Raw genomic sequence first — 18709 nt, 5'->3', positions numbered from 1 at the left:
CACCGCAACACCACCCTCCCGCGCCTGGCGAAACGCTGCGTCGCCCCCTGGCGCAAACGGACAGAACGCGGCACTCGCACGAGCACGCCTGCCGGTCGTCGGCCGCCCGGCGCTGAGCCGTTGGCTGGCAGCGGGCGGGCGACCGACCGCCGGGTCCACACGGCCGGATCCCGTTCCGGAGGCCCAGTTTGCCTTCGCGGGCCGGGTCGACTACTGGGGCGTTCGCAGCTCCGAAGCTCCGGTCGCGCCTGCCTCCCACCGGGACGTTCGCCACGTTACGCCGTCCAGCCACGGTGCCGGGAAGGCATCCGTGCCGTGTCGGTCGCGGCCGAGATCCGCGACGTGAAGCGCCATCGAGCCTACCGGGCAAGGATGTTGGTGCTGTGTCGTGCCGCCCGGAGCCCTCCTGCGAAGTCCCGACTGGTGCAGGCGTTCGGGACGCGCCGGCGTGATCCTGCACCGGCCGACCCGTCCCACCCGAACAGCGGCGTCCAGCCACCGAGCCAGCTGCGCCACCGCCACCCCACCCTCCTTGCCCCGTCGAAGTGCCGTGTCGTCCCTTCGCGCAAACAGACAGAGCGCGGCACTCCCACGAGCGCGCCCGCCTGCCGTCGTCCGCCCGCCGCCGGACCGTCGCTGGGCAGTGCGCGAGGGGCCAACCACCGGGGCCACATGATCTGATCCCGTTCGGTCGGCCCACTTGGCCTGATCGGACACGGCCACCTGCGGGGGCGTTCGCAGTTCCGAAGGCCCGGTCGCGCATGCCTGCCGCCGAGGCGTTCGCGGCATCGCACGGCCCAGCTGCGGTGGCGGCCGCACATGGGCGGCGTGTCCGTTGCAGCCGGGGTGTGCAGCGCGGAGCGCCACCAGGCGTCCAGTACAAGGGCGTTGGCGAAGTGTCGCGTCGCCCGCAGGCGCCCTGCGGAGTTCCGGCCGGTGCAGACACTCCCGGCGCGCAGGGGTGAGCCCGCAGCTCCCGACCCGCCCGACCCGAGCAACGGCCTCCACTCACTGCGCCAGCTGCATGGCAGCCATGCCACCCGACTGCCCCCGTCGAAGTGCCGCGCCGCCCCTTCGCGTCAGCAGGCAGGGCATGGCACCTCCGCGAGTACGCCCGCCTGCCGTCGTCCGCCCGCCGCCGGACCGTCGCTGGGCAGTGCGCGAGGGGCCAACCACCGGGGCCACATGACCTGATCCCGTTCCGTCGGCCCACTTCGCCTGTTCGCACACGGCCACCTGCTAGCGCGTTTGCAGTACCGAAGCCCCAGTCGTGCCTGCCCCCCACGGAGGTGTTCGCGGCGTCACGCCGCCCCGCTGCGGTTCCGGGAACGCATCTGCGGCCCGTCGCTCGTGGCCGGAGTGCCCGATGTGAAGCGCCACCGGCCCTCCAGCGCACACCGCGTCGCCCACAGACGACCCACGGAGTCCCGGCCGGTGCAGACGCTCCCGGCGCGCGGGCGTGAACCCGCAACTGCCGACCCGCCCCACCCGAACAACGGCCCCCACCCCCCGAGCCGGCCGCGCCACCGGACCGCCACCCTCCCACGCCCATCGAAGCGCCGCGCCGCCTCGTCACGTCAACACGCAGAGCGCGGCACCTCCACGACCGCCCCCATCCGCCGCCAGCCTCCCGTCGCCGGACCGCCGCCGGGCAGCGGCCGCGCCGCCGATCGCCAGGCGTACGTGACCAGGCGCCGCAGCATCGGACCGCTCCGCCACCACCAACCGTCGCCGCGTGCCCAACTCCGCAGCCCCGACGCCCCCTGCCCGCCATCAACGCACTCCTGGCGCCGCGCCACCCCGTCCCCGCCTTGGGGGCCGCCGCACGACACACCCGCCGCCGAGTCCCACCACAGGCAGCGCGGCCACCCCACCCAGAACCCCCCGTCGCCGATGCAGAAGACCGCCCGCACCCGGTGCGCCGTGGACCGGCAGATACCCGCATCCCCGCCGGCCCGCGACGAACGCCCCCGTGCCGCCCCACCCCAGCCGGGCGCACACCGGCCCCCGGCGCCGACGCCCGGTCACCCGCTCGCCGACGCCGATCCGTCGCGCGGGCCCACAATTCGCCCGCCTCCCCGGGCCCCGACACAGCACCCGGCCGCCCATACCCACCAGCCGTCCCCCCAGCCGGCGCCCCCGGCCACACATCGCTGCCCCCGTCCCGGCGCCTGCACCCACCCGGAACGCACCCGCACCCGTCCCGACGCCCACACCCGTCCCGGCCCCCGCACCCGCACCCACCGGGAATGCACCCGGCCGGAGGACAGCACCGCCCCCACCCCCCATACGCGCACCGCCTCCGCCCCCGGCCGGCGAGGCCCCTGCGGTGCGACGTCCGCCGCCCCGAGCGTCCGCACAGCGGTCGAGGGCGCCGCCTCCGCCACCGCCACCCGCTCACGTCCGGAACTCCCAGGGCGCTCGGACGACGGCACACCCCGAACCCTCCAGCGCTCCGGCGAACCGCGGATCACCGGCCAGCACCGACAGATCCGTGCACACCTCGGCCCCGTCACCCGGGCGGTCGGGCGCGCTCGCGGCGCCGCACAGCAACCTCGCCGCCGACACCAGCGACGACTCCACCCGCTGCGCCCGCCCCGTCCGCGCCTGGGCCACCAGCCCGGCGACGGCCGCCGCCGCGCAGACCAGCCCACCCAGCACGTCGCAGACCGTCAGCAGCGTCGGTCGCGGAGGCTGCGGGGGCTGCGGGGGCTGCGAGGGTTGCGGCGGCAGCCCGGGCGGGACCAGGAGCGCGGCGAGACCGGAGTACGCCTGCACGGGGTAGTCGGTGTCCACCCCGGGCGCACCCCCGGACGCCTGCGCGTAGACCAGCCCGGGGCGGACGGCGTCCAGCGTCTCCGCGTCCAGGCCCAGGCCGACCACCTTCGACGGCGCGAGACTGTGCAGCAGCACATCCGCGCCCCGCACCAACTCTCGTACGGAAGAACGACCTTCGGCCGACCTGAGGTCCGCCTCCAGCACCTCCTTGCCGCGGTTGAGCGCAGCGAACCGCGCCGACACCGGCTCCCCGCCGACCTCGGTCATCGGTGGTACGCCCCGCAACGGGTCCCCGCCGGGCGGCTCGACCCGCACCACTCGCGCACCCAACAGGCTCAACACCCGCCCAGCCATGGGCCCTTGTACGCGCCGCGCCACCTCGACGACCGTCACGCCGTTCAGCGGGCCGAGCCCACCGGCCGGAGCCTCGCGCGTCGGCGCCCCCGCCGGCCCCTCCCGCAACCGCCACGGCATCCCGTTCATTACCAGGGGCGCCGCCGCCACCGGCGTGACGGCGACGCCGCACTGCTCCGCCGACGCGACCACCTCCCGGAATGTCAATCGGCGGGCTGCGTCGAACAGTTCGGCGGGCAGCGGACACGTCGCCGTCCCGTACCGCGTCTGGAACGGAAGCCACGAACGGCCCACCACCCGCCGCTCGACGCCGAGTTCGGTCCAGAACCGCAACCAGCCGTCGGCCGCAAGCGTCTCCAGCTCGAACCGGACACCGTCCGATGACCGGAACGGCGGACCACCCATCCCGACCGGCTCCGCACACGGCTCCTCCGCCGTCGCCGCCGCCAGGTACTGCGCCAGGCCGAACAGCGCGGCCTGCGCCACCGAGACCTCCACCTCCCGATACGGCACGCCCAACTCCCGTGCCCGCAAAGCCGCGAGAGTGCCACCGGCAGCCAGGACTCCGGCCGCAACCGATGCGAAGTCCACGCCCAGCAGGCGCGGGCCACCGTACCTGCGCCCGTGGACGTGCATCACCCCGCACGCCGCCTGCACATCCGCCTCGCTCCGCAACGGGAGCTTCACCGGCCCCGCCCAGGTCAACCGGCAGACCAGGGTCCCATCAGCCTCCAGCACGCCACCCGCAGCCTCCGCCACCTCCACCCCGGCCGCCCGCATCAGATCGGCTGCTACCCGGGAAGCGACCAGCGGCAGAGAACCCCGGACCCTTTCTTCCAACTCCCGTGCACCACGCCACAGTTGCTCGGCTGTCACTCGAACCTCCCAGACCCGTCACGGGCCAGCCGCACCACCCCGCCCCGCCTCACCGAGAGGCCACCACGTCACACCCGACCGAAACCCCCGCCCGGCCCGACCGGGGGACGGGAACCGGCACCTCCACCACCGTCACGGCTTGCGGCCGTGCACCGCGTACACCACGTTCGAGCAGGCCCGGAACAGCGGATCGGCGAACAAGGCCCGCAGCTCGGCGAGTTCGTCATCCGTCAGGCCCTCGCGCAGCAGGGCTTCCCGCAGGTGCCAGGTGTTGTGCACCTGCATCTCCAACTGCGGCGTGCCGGGTGCGAGCGTGTCGAGGTACGGCGACGTCTCCACGCCGACGAAACCGGCGCGCACCATGGCGGCGGCACACTTCCGTCCCCACCCCTGATCCGAGCCGCGTGCCCGGAAGGCCCGCAACTTCGCCTGCTGGTAACGCTCGTAGAGATCACGGGCCCGCTCGCCGGGGGCGGTCAGCACCGGCGCGTACTCGGCGTCGAATTCCAACAGGTGCAGCACACCACCCGGCCGCAGCGCCGCGAACAGGCGTGCCAACACGGCGTCCCGCTTCGGCAGATGGGAAAGCACCAGCCGCACGTGCACCAGATCGAACGCCGCCTCCGGCAACGCGTCCCGCACCACATCGTGCCGACGCACCGTCAACACGGGCCGGTCCGCCATCGGCAGCGGTGCCACATCCGTGGCCAACACCGTGCCCTCCGGCCCGACTTGATCCGCAAGCCAGACAGCAATACTTCCCGCCCCGGCCCCCACGTCCAGGCAACTCATCCCGGGCCGCACCCCGACCCGGCTCAGCTCCCCAATGCTGATCCGGTCCAACCACCCCGCCAGACACCGATGTTGCCCACCGGCATGCGCACTGGCGTTGTCGAACAGGTACGAACTGCCCCCACCCCCGAACGCCAACTCCCGCACCACCCCGACCATCAGGCCGCCCCAGCCGTCTCGCCGGCCTGCCCACCCGGCCCGCGATCCGCTACTACAGCCCCGGACGCCACCCCATCCGACTGCGCCCCCTCCGACTGCACTTCACTCAACTGCACCTCACCCGAACGTACTTCACCCAACTGCACCTCATCCGCCTTCGCCGCATCCGCCTTCGCCGCATCCGCCTTCGCCGCATCCGGCTCGGGGCCGCGCGGCGCCGGCACGGGAACCGCTGCCGCCCCGGACGCCCCTACCATCCCCACCGCCCCCACCGCCCGGGACCGCTCCGATGCGAAGGCAAGCACCCGCTCGGCCGCCAACTTGCCCGAACGGACGGCACCTTCACTGCTCGGCCGGAGCATCACCCAGTCGCCCGCGTACTCCACCGCCCGGGCCGGCCGGGCCAGGAACGCGGCCCGTTCCCGCACCGCCGCCGGCGAACCCTGCGGCAGCCCGAGCCGGAAACGGTGCACCAAGGTGCGGACGGTGGCGTCCCGCAGGCCCGGCAGGAAGCGTTCGGCCTCCGCGCAGACCGTCTCCACCACCTGCTCGTCGGGCTCGTCCATCAGCTGTGGGGAGATCCACGGCGACGCGAACACACTCGCCAGCCCCCGCCCCTCGGGGGTCCGGCCCTCCGCTTTCAGGTGGTCGAGGATCAGGCCGGTGCACACCCGGCTCTCACTCTCCGGTACCGACATCGCGTAGCTGGGGGAGCGGGTGGGACTCGGCAGCGGACGGTCCAGCAGACACGCAACCTTGAGCATCGGCGTGTACGTACTCGCGGCCAAGTACGGCTGCGCGTCCTCAGCGGCGCTGCCGTGCAGCTCCAGGGCCAGCGGCGCGGGCACCGCCAGCACCACCTGCCGGGCCACCACCTCCGCACCGTCGGCGAACTCCAGCCGCACGCCGGCCCCACCGGGCTGCTCCCGGACCGCCACCACCCGCGAGTCCAACTCCACCCGGAGGTGCTCCGCCAGCCGTCGGGCCAGGGTGTCCATACCGTCCCGGTAGGTCATCCAGCGGGCACCGGCCCCGCCGACCGACATCAGCGTCGCCACCATCGGCGCCACCGCGGAACTCTCCGGCCGCCAGCCGAAACAGTGACTGGACAGCGGCTGCAGCATCGCCGCCAGCAACTCCTCCCGCCCGGCCGAACCGGCACAGAACTCGCTGAGCGTCAGGTCACGGCTGGGCGCATTCTCCGGCCGGTCGGGGTCGAACCCGCGCCAGGACATGGACAGCTCCATCGCGAACCGCAGCCACGCCGCCCGGCCCCGCCAGGACAACCCGGCACCCGTCAACAGGCCCTTCGGGTGGCCCAGATGAGCATGCGCCCGACCGCCCCGCCACAGCGCGAAGCCCGGCTCGATCACGGGGACCTCCGACTCCGGAATGCCGACCGCGCGAATCAACTCCCAGGTCGCCTCGTACCCGGCGCCCGCGATGGTCTCCGCGCCCTCGTCGAGCAACCAGCCGTCCACCCGGGTGGACGCCATCCGCCCGCCCACCCGCTCCGCACCCTCGAACACCCGCACCTCACGCCCGGCGGCCACCAGGTGGTGCGCTGCGGACAACCCCGCAATCCCCGCACCCACCACCGCAACATCGAGCTCGTCCACGCCCAGCTCCTCCATCCGTTCCCACATCCGCCCGCAGACCCGCTGCAGCCCCGCCACGACACCAACCCGGCCCGACCGGTGGCTTCGACGGTCATTTAGTCCCTGCGTAGACAATCTCCGGGGCGTGATCACTGCTGTCCAAAAACGATCAGCGCCCTCTGGGCGAGTTGATCTCCGCGTAGACAATCTCCGTCGCGTGACCACTCGCCCAGAACTGTCAGCCCTCTCGACAGCCGGTCAGTCCCTGCGCGGACAATCGCCAACCCCGAGCCCGTCCGCCGCGAGCCACCGCATCCGGCCGCTCGACCTGGCTCCACTCACCGTCCACCGGCCCCCACCGGCCCGCCCCCACCGGCCCGCCCCCACCGGCCCGCGCTCACCGGCCCGCGCTCACCGGCCACCCGTCACCGCCTCACATCCACCACCTCACGTCCATCGCCCGGTCCCGATCGGCGAACTCCCCGCCAACACCTGCTCGCGCAGCTCGTGTCGCCGCACCTTCCCAGTGGCCGTGCGCGGTACCGCGTCCCAGGGGACGATCAACGGCTCGGCCAGCGGCGGCAGATCACGCACCGCGTCCTGCCAACGCTGCGGGTCGAGTTCGCCGGCCGCGGTGACCAGCACCGGCTGCGGATGGCCGTCCGCCACCGAGAGCAGCACGGCCTCTTCGACGTCCGGCAGGCGCTCGTGCAGCACGTCCTCGATCTCGACGCAGCTCAGCCCGGGAACCATGTCCACCTCCCGGTCCAGCACGAAGACCCGACCGTCCCGGGTGTGCATCCCGAGGTCGCCGGTGTTGAACCACAAGCCGTCGACCTTCTGTGCCCACCGCTCCGGTTCGCCGAGGTAGCCGAGGCACAGCGCCCCGGTGCGGGCGTACAGCATGCCCGTCTCGCCGCGCCGCACCGACCGCCCGGGCCGCTCCGGATCGGCCACCTTCACCCGCACCCACCCGGGCACCGGACGTCCCAGATCACGCGTGGTCGGATGCCGTCCAGCAGGCCCGGAAAGCGTTTTCCGAGTCAGGAACCGGAAGCTCAACGGACCGGTCTCGCTCTGCCCCCAACCCTGCATCCACAACGGCCGACGCCGCCGACTCGCCTGCAGGAAGGCCCGCACTGTCGGCGGATGCATCGCATCGAAGGTCGAGATGAACAGTCGCACGTCCCGAAACGGATTCGCCCCGGCAGGCCCAGCAGACCCATCAGACCGAACAGGCCCAGCAGACCCGCCCGCCGTAGCAGACTCCCCAGCACCCCCGTCCCCGCCGGCAGCCAGTTGCTGCCACCGCACATAGTTCGACGGCATCGCCTCCAGTACGGTCGGCGGGTGGCTGCGCAGCAGCGCAGCGGCCGTCGACACGTCGGAGTCCGGCAGTAGTGCGACAGTTCGCGGGGCGCGCCAGAAGGCGCTGACGGTCCAGGTCAGGGCCCGGCCGTGGGCGAACGAGATGGCGCTGGCGACGGTGTCGTCGCCGCGCACCGAAAGCACCGGCCAAGGCCGCGCCTCGAACGCGGACAGCCGCCGGATCAATGTCCGGGTGGAGTGCACCACCAGCTTGGGCACCCCGGTGGTGCCCGAGGTGTGAATGATCGCCAGCGGCTCGTCCTCCCCGCGCGAGTGCACCGGCGGAACCGCCCCGCCGCGCAGGTCGTCCGGCGTCAACGCGCCCTCCACGGGCCCGTCCAGGCACACCGTCCGGATCGCCAGCTGGTCCAGGTCGTGCCCGGCCGCGCGGGCGCCCGCCATGACGTTCCGTTGGGTGACCAGCACGTCCGGGCGCAGCCGGTGCAGCAGCGCGACCAGCCCGTCCGGCGCGATCCGGTCGGAGAGCAGCGCCGGCACCGCCCCGAGCCGCGCCGCCGCGCACGCGAGCAGGACGTAGTCCCAGTGGTTGTGCTTCACGATCGCCACCGACGAGCCCGGACGCGCGCCCGCCGCCGCCAGCCACGCCGCGGTCTCCCGCACCAACTCGGCCAGCCCGGCGGTGTCCCAGCAGGTGCCGCCGTCCGGCGCCAGGTCCAGCGGACGCCCCAACCGGACGTCCACCGAAGGGCGTTGCTCGGCCAGCGTGTCGAAGAGCGGGCCCAGGTCCAACGGCAGCCGCCGCACCACGGACGCGAGGCCGCCGCCGCGCCGGGTCGTCCGGCCCGGCCCCGTCACAGCCCGCCGCCGAGCACCGCCACCGCCAGGTCCACGCCCACCAGCAGCGCACAGCACAGGCGGTGCAGGTGGATGCCCAGCCGGCGCGCCACCAGAATGTCACCCCGGACGAACCCCAGCACCCACTGCCGGGCCCGCAGTGCCATCACGGGAGCCATCACCAGCGGGAACCACCACGGCGCGATCCCGGCGACCGCCGAACCCACCAGCAGCGCCGCCTCCAGCGCCGAACACCCGCCCACGAACGCGGCGTTGCCGCGTGGCGACACCAGCACCGCGACCGTTTTGCGGCCCACCGCCCGGTCGCCCGGGATGTCATTGGTGTTGGAGTAGACGCCGAACAGCAGCGGACCCAGGCCGAACACCAGCGCCTGCACCGCGACGAAGCCGTCGAACCGGCCGGTCAGCAGCCCGTACAGGGGCAGCACGAAGAGCCAACCGAGTGCCGCGAGGAAGAACTCCTGGAAGCCGTTGTAGCTGATCCGCAGCCACCACGAGTACTGGAAGCCGCACACCGCCAGCGCGACCACCCCGGCCACCGCCCACCCCGGCCGGGCGGGTGCCAGCACGACCGCGGCAAGCCAGCACAGCACGCAGGCCGCCACCGTCGCCCAGCCGAACCGGATCGCCTGCGGTTCCGTCAACGTGCCTGCCACCAACGGCTTTCGGGCCAGCCGACGGGCCGGCGCGTCCGGCCCGTAATTGACCGCGTCACTGCCGTCCCGGTACCCGGTCACGTCGTCGAAGGTGCACATCGCCGCGCTCATCGCGACCTCGCCGCCGAGGAACAGCACCAGCACCGCCAGCATGTCGCCGACACTCGCCCCGACCCCCGCATTCGACCCGGTCGCCACCACCATCGCGGCCACCAGCGGGACGCTCAAGTAGTAGTCGTAGATGTCGAGTTTGGCCAGCCTGGCGTACGCCCGCCAGGCGACCGGAGCCGCCCCTCGGGCGGCGCCCGCCGCCCCCGGGACAGCAACAGCCGCCCCCGGGACGGAGACCGCCGGCTCTGGGGCAGCGGACACAGTGACGTGCTCCACGGAAACGCAGTCCTCTCAATGGCGGCCGCAAACCCGGGGATGCCAGTGCGCCGGGGGGCCTCAGACAACGAGCCGACCGCACTGATGGTGCGCCAATTCGCCATGGCGGGCGAGAAGTCGGCCATCGCCATGATGACACAGCGCCACCGATTGGATGCATTTCTGTGATAAGCGTAAAAGGCGAGTGGACCGCCAATTCGCCACCCTTCCGCCCGAATTCCCGACCCGCAGGGTCAGGCGGAAAAGCTTCCCGCGCCACCCGGCACGTGCGTTCCATGCCCAGGCTTCACCGTCACCGACGGACCGAGGCAGAGCGGGTTGCCGTACACCTGTACGGGACCGTCCGTCTGGTTGTTCAACACGTGTGCAGTGGCGGGAAGTTGCTGGCACCCGGACGGGTTGGTGTAGATGTCCAGCGGCTGCAGCTCGGTGGAGAACACCACGACCTGGCCGTTTGCCGACCGCGTCGCCGCAGGCGCGGGTGCCGCCAGTCCGAGCGCCGAGGCTGCGGCCACCATGGAAACCAGAATTGCTCGCACAATCATCCTTAATCACATTCAACGCCCATGTCGGTCACGGGCCGACCCATCGCTATCGCGCGCGCACCCCCGAATTCCAACGGCGAACTCCGCATTCACCCACCCGGCCGGTCCTCGAAGCCCTTCATCCGCCCCACCGCACCACTGTGCGCCCCTGGCCAGTGACATCAGCGGCGTTCCGTCCGGCATCACCGGCCCGCGCTCCGGCTTCCCGCTTCCCGCTTCCCGCCCTGCCCATCACCCGATCGAACTACCATCCATCCATGACGACCCAGCCGTCCGCCCGCCCCACCCTCTTCGGCCCGAACACGCACTGCCACTGGTGCGGAACGCCGTACCCGGCCGGCACCGTGACTTGGCCGCGCAGTTGCCCCGGTTGCCGCGAGATCAGCTACCGCAACCCGCTCCCGGTCACCGTCGCCCTGCTCCCCGTCCACCACCCCGACGGGGACACCCGGCTCACCGTCATCCGCCGCACCATCGAACCCGGCTACGGCGAACTCGCCCTCCCCGGCGGCTACATCGACTACGGCGAGAGCTGGGAGCAGGCCGCCGTCCGCGAACTGCGCGAGGAGACCGGCATCCTGGCGGACCCCGCTGATGCCCGCCTGGTCTCCACCGACTCCGACACCCGCGGCGGCTTCCTCTGCCTGTTCGCCCTTTTCCCCGCCCGCAACCTCGCCGACCTCCCCCCGTCCGTCCCCACCGACGAGACCGAAGGCTGGCAACTCGCCACCGCCGGAACTCCGTTGGCCTTCCCCTTCCACACCCGCGTCGCTCACTCCTGGTTCAACGGCGAGTTCACCCGCCACTGACGCCGCGGCACCGGGGGCAGCCTGGGCAGGGTGCCGGAAGGCGCTTACCGCACACCAATCCGGCAACCACCCAAGCCAACCGGTAAGCGCTTTCCGTCACCATGCGCCAACGCCCAACGGCCCATACCCTCGCCACCGGCTGACAGCCGACGGCCCGAAGTCGGTAAACGCTTTCCGGTTGCCTCGCCCGGGCCGCGCCACGCAATCGGCAAGCGCTTTCCCGCGCGCCTGCGTCAACATGTCGCTGGCCCGTCACCCTCGCCACCGGCTGACGGTGGACGGCCCGAACTCGGTAAACGCTTTCCGGTTGATTCGCCCGGGCGGGCGCCACGCACTCGGTAAACGCTTTCCGCAACCGCAACCCCCGCTCACCCCCGCCGCCGCTGCGTCCCCTACCTCCCCAGCACTGCCATCGCCGCGTTGTGCCCCGGAATCCCGCTGACCCCGCCACCCCGTACCGCCCCGGCTCCGCACAACAGGACTCGCGCCTCAGCAGTCTCCACACCCCACCGACCGGAGTCCGCCACCGGAACCCCCGCGCCCCTGCCCCCGCCCCCGACGCCGCCTTCCTCCCGGAACGGGAACGCCAGGTCCCGGTGAAAGATGTTGCCGCCCGGCAGCCGAAGATCGGCCTCGAGGTCCAGCGGGCTCCGCACCTCCAGGCAGGGCCGACCGTCCCCGTCGACCGCCAGGCATTCCGCGAGTGGTTCCGCCAGCACCCCGTCGAGCGCGGCCAGGACGCCCGCCAGCGCGGCCTGCCGCAACCCCTCCGGATCCCCTGGCCCGGCGAACAGCCGTGCCGGCAGTTGCAGACCGAACAACGTGAGCGTGTGCCAGCCGGCCGGCACGTCGGGGCCCAAGATCGAGCGATCCGCCAGCGAGTGGCAGTAGATCTCGGACGGCGCGGGGGAGGGGATCTGGCCTGCCTCAGCTACCCGGTAAGCGTTTTCCAACTCCCGGTACGACTCCGCGACATGGAACGTCCCCCCGAACGCATCCCGCACGTCCACCGCCTCGTCCCGCAGCCGAGGAAGCCGACGAAGCAACATGTTGACTTTCAACTGCGCCCCCTCCGGCGCCCCCTCGCCAACCCCCGCCTCGCCGACCCCCGCCCTACCGGCCCCCGCCCCACCGACCCCGGCCTCGGCGCCGCCCGCCAACCCACCCGCCCCAGTACCGGCCCAGGCCCCGGCCCCACCCGCCCCGGCACCCGCCCCAGTACCGGCCCAGGCCCCAGCCCCACCCGCCCCGGCACCCGCCGCCCCCACCCCGCCGCTCGCCCCGCCGCTCGCCCCCAGCAGCCGCGCCAGCTCCACCGGCGCGGCGTTGCACAGCACCCACCGCGCCCCGACCCGCCGCTCCACCCCGTCCGCGTCCAGGTACCCGACCTCGGCCGGCCGCCCTCGCCCGCCCGGATCCACCGCGACGACCTCGCACCCCGTCCGGAACTCCGCACCACCCGCCCTGGCCACCTCCGCCAGCGCACCCGTCACCGCACCCATGCCGCCCACCGGCACGTCCCAGTCACCCGTCCCGCCGCCGATCACGTGGTAGAGGAAGCACCGGTTCTGCCGCAGCGAGGGGTCGTGCGCATGCGTGAACGTTCCGATCAGTGCATCCGTCAGCACGACACCCCGCACCACATCGTCCGCGAACCGCCGTTCCAACGCCTCACCCAGCGGCCGCTCGAACAACTCCGCCCACGCCACCGGATCGTCCACCAGCGCCCGCAGCTCGGCCCGCGAAGGCAGCGGCTCCGTCAACGAGGGGAACACCCGCCGCGCCACCCGCCCGGTCATCCCGTAGAACTCCCGCCAGGCCGTGAACTCACACTCCCCACCTGTGAGTTCACGGAACGACTCGGCCGTCCGCCGCTCCTCCGAGGCATCCACCAGCAGCCCGCCCGTCCGCCCGTCCCGCTCCCACGGCGTGTACGAGGAGATCCGCCGACGCCGCAACTCCACCCGCACGCCCAAATCCGTGACGATCCGTCGCGGCAGCAGGCTCACCAGGTACGAGTAGCGCGACAGCCGCGCATCCACCCCGGGGAACGCCCGCTCCGAGACCGCCGCACCACCTACGTGCCCGAGCCGCTCCAGCACCAGCACCCGAAACCCGGCACGTCCCAAATACCCGGCCGCCACCAGCCCGTTGTGCCCGCCACCCACGATCACCACGTCATAAGCCACCGTCATCCCGCCGTCCTACCACCCCCCGCCACCCCCGACCACCCACCGCGCGCCACCAATCGCGCACCCCCGCCACCACCCCCCACCCATCGCCCCCCACCCATCGCCCCCCCACCCACCGTGCGCCCCACTCATCGTGCGCTCCACCCCCGGCCAGCCCCGACCACCCACCGCGCGCCACCCCCATCAGGACCACCAGGACCACCCCCACCCACCACCACCCGCCACCCCACCCCCGCACCGTCCACCACCAGGACGAACCCTGGACCCCTGGACGATCACGTGGCATGGTCAGCACCGTCAGCACCCACGGACGGCCTGCCACAAGCCCACCCGTCCCCACCACGGCCTGGAGACCACCACGTGAGCACCCCTCCGACCCCCCAGGACCAGCAGGACCAGCAGGACCAGCAGGACCAGCAGGACCAGCAGGACCCGCACCCCGAGCCGCTCTGGCGCCCGGACCCCACCCGCGCCGCCGCCAGCCGCCTGGTCGCCTTCCAGCGCTGGGCCGCCGACCACCACGGCGCCCCGGCCGCCCCGCTCGCACCCGTCACCACCGACACCGAGGCCGCCACCCGCTACGCGGACCTCCACCGCTGGTCCACCGAGGACCTCCCGCGCTTCTGGACCGCCGTCACCGAGTACTTCGACGTGCGCTTCCACACCCCGCCCACCGCCGTCCTCACCGAGCCGGTCACCATGCCGGGCGCGAGCTGGTTCGCGGGCGCCACCCTCAACTACGCCGAGCACGCCCTGCGCGCCGCCGAGGACCCGGCCAACGCCGATCGCCCGGCGATCCTCCACCTCGACGAGCGCACGGCCGAGCCAGTTGCCACCAGCTGGTCCGAACTGCGCCGCCAGGTCGGCTCATTGGCCGCCGCGCTGCGCGCCAACGGCGTCCGCCCGGGCGACCGGGTAAGCGCTTACCTGCCGAACATCCCGCAGGCCGCGGTCGCCCTCCTCGCCACCGCCACCGTCGGCGCGATCTGGACCAGCTGCGCCCCCGACTTCGGCGCCCGCAGCGTTCTCGACCGCCTCCAGCAGATCGAGCCGACCGTCCTGTTCGCCGTTGACGGCTACCACTACGGCGGCAAGAACCACGACCGCACCGAGGTGGTCGCCGAGCTCCGCCGCGAACTCCCCACCCTCCGCACGGTCATCCACGTCCCGCTGCTCGACACCCCCGCCCCCGAGGGCGCCCTGCACTACGACGACCTGGTCGCCGCCACCGAGGCATCGAACGGGGGCGAACCGGTCTTCGAGCCCGTCCCCTTCGACCACCCGCTCTGGGTGCTCTACTCCTCCGGCACCACCGGCCTCCCCAAGGCCATCGTGCAGAGCCACGGCGGCATCCTCGTCGAGCACCTCAAGCAGGCCGCCCTCCACCTCGACCTCGGCCCGGACGACCGCTTCCTCTGGTACACCTCCACCGGCTGGATGATGTGGAACTTCCTGCTGGCCGGCCTGCTCACCGGAACCACGATCGTCACCTACGACGGCAGCCCGGGACACCCCGACACCGGCGCCCTCTGGTCGGTCGCCGCCCGCACCCGCGCCACCGTCCTCGGCACCTCCGCCGCCTACGTGATCGCCAGCCGCAAGGCCGAGCTGCACCCCGGACGCGACCTCGACCTGTCCGCCGTCCGCTGCCTCGGCACCACCGGCTCCCCGCTCCCGCCCGACGGCTTCCAGTGGATCTACGACGAGGTCAAGCCCGACGTCTGGCTCGCCTCCATCAGCGGCGGCACCGACGTCTGCTCCTGCTTCGTCGGCGGTGTCCCCACCCTCCCCGTGTACCTCGGCGAGATCCAGGCCCCCTGCCTCGGCGCCGCCGTCGAATCCTGGGACCCCACCGGCCACCCGCTCACCGACGCGGTCGGCGAACTCGTCGTCACCAAGCCGCTCCCGTCCATGCCCACCGGCTTCTGGAACGACCCGGACGGCAGCCGCTACCACGACAGCTACTTCGACACCTACCCCGGCATCTGGCGACACGGCGACTGGATCACCGCCACCGGCCGCGGCACCGTCGTCATCCACGGCCGCTCCGACTCCACCCTCAACCGCCAGGGCGTCCGCATGGGATCCGCCGACATCTACGAGGTCGTCGAACGCCTCCCCGAGATCGCCGAATCCCTGGTCATCGGCCTGGAAGAGCCCGACGGCGGCTACTGGATGCCGCTGTTCGTGGTCCTCGCCCCCGGCGCCGAGCTGGACGACGACCTCATCGGCCGGATCCGCACCTCGCTGCGCACCGAACTCTCCCCGCGCCACGTCCCCGACGAGGTGATCACCGTCCAGGGCCTGCCGCACACCCTCACCGGCAAGCGCCTCGAAGTCCCCGTCAAGCGCCTGCTGGCCGGCACCCCCCTCACCAAGGCGGTCAACCCCGGCTCCGTCGACAACCTCGACCACCTGCGCTTCTTCGAGCAGCTCGCCACCACCCGCAAGCACTGACCGACCCACCCGACCGACCCACACCTGCAAGCGCTCCCAAAGGCCCCGAGGGGTCGCCGCCAACCCCCACGGTGGCAGCGACCCCTCGGGAGTCGAAGGTCCGGACGCCTACGCCCCGGACAACACCTGCTGCGCCGCCGCCCGGGCATCCGCCGCGGACTCCGCCGCCCGCGCCGCCTCGGCGGCCTGCTGACACTGCGCCAGCGTCGCCTGCGCCAACGTCGACCGCACGTACGGGATCGCGGCCGCCCCCATCGACAGACTGGTCACCCCGAGGCCGGTCAGCACGCACGCCAGCAGCGGATCCGACGCCGCCTCCCCACACACCCCGCAGCTCTTCCCGGCCGCCTTCGCCGCCCCTGCTGCCGACGCGATCAGATCCAGCAGCGCCGGCTGCCACGGATCCTGCAACCGGGCCAGCGAACCCACCTGCCGGTCCGCCGCGAACGCGTACTGCGCCAGATCGTTCGTCCCCAACGACAGGAACTCCACCTCACGCAGCAACGCCCCGGCCCGCAGCGCAGCCGACGGAATCTCCACCATCGCCCCGTACTTGGCGTCCAGCCCCGCCTCCCGGCAGGCCTCCGCGAACGCCCGCGCATCCTCACGGTCCGCCACCATCGGAGCCATCACCTCGAGCCGCGCCGACAGCCCCTCGGCCGCCCGCGCCAACGCCCGCAACTGCGAATGCAACACCTCCGGGTGCTCCAGCAACGACCGCAGCCCCCGCACCCCGAGCGCCGGATTCGGCTCGTCCGCGGGCGTCAGGAAGTCCAAGGGCTTGTCCGCCCCGGCGTCCAGCACCCGCACCACCACCCGGCCGTCCGGGAACGCCTCCAACACCTCCCGGTACGCCAGGACCTGCTTGTCCTCACTCGGCGCCTTCGCCGAGTCGTCCAGGAACAGGAACTCCGTCCGGAACAGCCCGACGCCCTCCGCCCCGTGCTCCAACGCCGCCGGCAGATCCGCAGGACCTCCCACATTCGCCAGCAACGGCACCATGAACCCGTCCGAGGTCCGCCCCGGCCCCGAGGACGCCGCGAGCGCCGCCTGCTGCTCCGCCGCCAGCCGCCGCAACTCCTCCTGCCGCTCCACCGACGGTTCCACCAGCACCTCACCGGTCGTCCCGTCGACCGCGACCACCACCCTCTCCGCCACCTCCGTCGCCCGCGGCAGCGCCACCACCGCCGGCACCCCCATCGCGCGCGCCAGAATCGCACTGTGCGACGTCGGCCCGCCCTCCTCGGTCACGAACCCCAGCACCAGCGACGGATCCAGCAACGCCGTGTCCGCCGGAGCCAAGTCCCGCGCCAACAGCACGTACGGCTCGTCGCTGTCCGGCACTCCCGGCATCGGCATCCCCAACAGCCGCGCCACGATCCGGTTCCGCACGTCGTCCAGGTCCGCGACCCGCCCCGCCAAGTACTCACCCGCCGCAGCCAGCAGCGCCCGGTACGCCGCGAACGCCTCGTACACCCCACGCTCCGCGCTGTCGCCCTCCGAGATCCGCCGGTTCACGTCCGCCAGCAGCTCCGGGTCCTGCGCCATCAACGCCTGGGCCTCCAGCACCGCCTGCGCCTCACCCCCGGCCAGGTTCCCGCGCGCGATCAGATCCGCCGCCACCGCCTCCACCGCGGCCTGCGCCCGGGCCTGTTCACGCGGTGCTTCCTCCGCCGAGATCCGGGTGGACGGCGGCTCCAGCACCGCGGTCCCCATGTGCCGCACCGGCCCGATGGCCACCCCGTGACTCACGCCAACACCGCGCAGCGTCCGCTCCATGGTCCGACCCCTTCGCCCGTCGTCGCCGTCAGTTCCAGACGAACAGCTCGCCGCCGGCCGCGACCTCACCGGACTCCGCAACCTCACTCAGCTGCTCCGCCGAAGCCTCCAGCGCCACGATCGGCGAAATCGGCGACTTCCCCGCCGCCTCCACCGCCGCCGGGTTCCACTTGATCACCGGTTGCCCCCGCTTCACCCGGTCCCCTTTATGTACAAGCAGCTCGAACCCCTCCCCATTGAGCTGCACGGTGTCGATCCCCAGGTGCGTCAGTACCCCACGCCCGTTCTCGTCCATCACCACAAACGCGTGCGGGTGCATCGACACCACCTGCCCGTCCACCGGCGACACCGCCTCATTCGGCTCCCGCACCGGATCGATCGCCGTCCCCGGCCCGACCATCGCTCCCGCGAACACCGGGTCGGGCACATTGGCAAGGCCGACGGCACGCCCGGCGAGCGGCGAGGTGACAGTGGTCATGGTGGAGCCTCCCAGGTACGGAGTACATCGCGTGCGGCCGCAAAGCAGCGACCCGTTGATCGGCTGGACCCAAATTACGCCAACTCGGACATTTCGTGACGTAACGTCCGCGAGTCGCCCGAGCGGAGATCGATCCCGACGTCCACCCCGCAGCGCACGAACCGGCCTTCGCGCACCCTCTCCTCCGGGCCAGCCACCTTCAAGTGGTCTAGTCCTCTTGGCCAACGCGCCGCACTCTACGGCATCCCGCCACACCCTTCCTGGCCCCGCCTGCACGGGCCGAACGCGGCCGTCCGAGTGATCCTCCCGACCTCGATTAGGAGCTCGGCCGCCGACCCGCTATCGTTGCTCGGGTCGCCGCGCAACGGCGGTAAATAGAGCAAGTCGAGAACGTAAATCCCCGGTCAACGCCGCGGAAACGGTCTGATAAGCTCGAAACACGAAAGAACGAAGCGCCCGGAGAGTTCGCAGGAATGCGGCTCGAAGGAAGTGTCCGTTCCTTGAGAACTCAACAGCGTGCCAAAAGTCAACGCCAGATATGTTGACCTCCCCGGCCAGCCGGTATCGGTTGGTTGGAGATTCCTTTATGAAGTAACACTAGCGAGGACGCAGTGCGCAGGACCGCCATATTCCGGTGGTTGCTGTGCCGCTCTTTCGTGAAAGCA

The 18709-nt window shown here is 72.4% G+C and carries 11 protein-coding genes; 2 read left to right on the top strand and 9 right to left on the bottom strand.

Going from position 1 to position 18709, the window contains the following annotated elements; translation table 11 throughout:
- Positions 1-2397 precede the first annotated feature (2397 nt).
- The 6 genes from ACFV18_RS19745 to ACFV18_RS19720 all read right to left on the bottom strand — a co-directional run bounded on the left by ACFV18_RS19745 (position 2398) and on the right by ACFV18_RS19720 (position 10329).
- Positions 2398-3912 (bottom strand): CoA transferase, encoded by a 1515-nt coding sequence (locus ACFV18_RS19745; RefSeq protein ID WP_380484867.1) that lies wholly within the window; start codon positions 3910-3912, stop codon positions 2398-2400.
- Between the two features lie 228 nt (positions 3913-4140).
- On the bottom strand, positions 4141-4851 hold the full coding sequence (locus ACFV18_RS19740) for a class I SAM-dependent methyltransferase (RefSeq protein ID WP_380484865.1): 711 nt from the start codon (positions 4849-4851) through the stop codon (positions 4141-4143).
- A gap of 107 nt (positions 4852-4958) precedes the next feature.
- A complete protein-coding gene (locus ACFV18_RS19735; RefSeq protein WP_380484862.1) occupies positions 4959-6635 on the bottom strand; it encodes a protoporphyrinogen/coproporphyrinogen oxidase in 1677 nt (558 codons plus the stop codon).
- A 369-nt stretch (positions 6636-7004) separates the two neighbouring features.
- Positions 7005-8741, bottom strand: a complete 1737-nt coding sequence (locus ACFV18_RS19730; protein ID WP_380484860.1) for a class I adenylate-forming enzyme family protein — start codon at positions 8739-8741, stop codon at positions 7005-7007.
- Positions 8738-9769 carry a UbiA family prenyltransferase gene (locus ACFV18_RS19725; protein WP_380484858.1) on the bottom strand — a complete coding sequence of 344 codons (1032 nt, stop codon included), beginning with the start codon at positions 9767-9769 and terminating at the stop codon, positions 8738-8740. Before ACFV18_RS19725 ends, ACFV18_RS19730 begins: the two co-directional genes overlap by 4 nt.
- A 248-nt stretch (positions 9770-10017) precedes the next feature.
- Entirely contained in the window at positions 10018-10329 is a 312-nt protein-coding gene (locus ACFV18_RS19720) for a hypothetical protein (protein ID WP_380484857.1), read from the bottom strand.
- Positions 10330-10586: 257 nt separating this feature from the next.
- Here ACFV18_RS19720 and ACFV18_RS19715 point away from each other — a divergent pair, with 257 nt between their 5' ends.
- The gene (locus ACFV18_RS19715) at positions 10587-11138 is read left to right on the top strand and encodes an NUDIX domain-containing protein (RefSeq protein WP_380484856.1); all 552 of its coding nucleotides are present in this window, start codon (positions 10587-10589) and stop codon (positions 11136-11138) included.
- Between the two features lie 392 nt (positions 11139-11530).
- On the opposite strand, the gene ACFV18_RS19710 is transcribed toward ACFV18_RS19715, so the two are convergent.
- Positions 11531-13333 (bottom strand): phytoene desaturase family protein, encoded by a 1803-nt coding sequence (locus ACFV18_RS19710; RefSeq protein ID WP_380484854.1) that lies wholly within the window; start codon positions 13331-13333, stop codon positions 11531-11533.
- A gap of 483 nt (positions 13334-13816) precedes the next feature.
- On the opposite strand from ACFV18_RS19710, the gene ACFV18_RS19705 reads away from it, so the two are divergent.
- The gene (locus ACFV18_RS19705) at positions 13817-15787 is read left to right on the top strand and encodes an acetoacetate--CoA ligase (RefSeq protein WP_380485119.1); all 1971 of its coding nucleotides are present in this window, start codon (positions 13817-13819) and stop codon (positions 15785-15787) included.
- 108 nt (positions 15788-15895) lie between these two features.
- Here ACFV18_RS19705 and ptsP read toward each other — a convergent pair whose 3' ends face one another.
- Together ptsP and ACFV18_RS19695 are read right to left on the bottom strand one after the other, a co-directional pair.
- Positions 15896-17566, bottom strand: a complete 1671-nt coding sequence (ptsP, locus tag ACFV18_RS19700; RefSeq protein WP_380484852.1) for a phosphoenolpyruvate--protein phosphotransferase — start codon at positions 17564-17566, stop codon at positions 15896-15898.
- Positions 17567-17594: 28 nt separating this feature from the next.
- Entirely contained in the window at positions 17595-18044 is a 450-nt protein-coding gene (locus ACFV18_RS19695) for a PTS glucose transporter subunit IIA (RefSeq protein ID WP_380484850.1), read from the bottom strand.
- Positions 18045-18709: the final 665 nt, after the last annotated feature.

Origin of the sequence: Kitasatospora sp. NPDC059673, assembly GCF_042734215.1 — a bacterium.
In the GTDB taxonomy this organism is placed as follows: domain Bacteria; phylum Actinomycetota; class Actinomycetes; order Streptomycetales; family Streptomycetaceae; genus Kitasatospora.
Note: the sequence above shows the minus strand (reverse complement) of the source record. Positions and strands in the feature narration are given on the sequence as shown.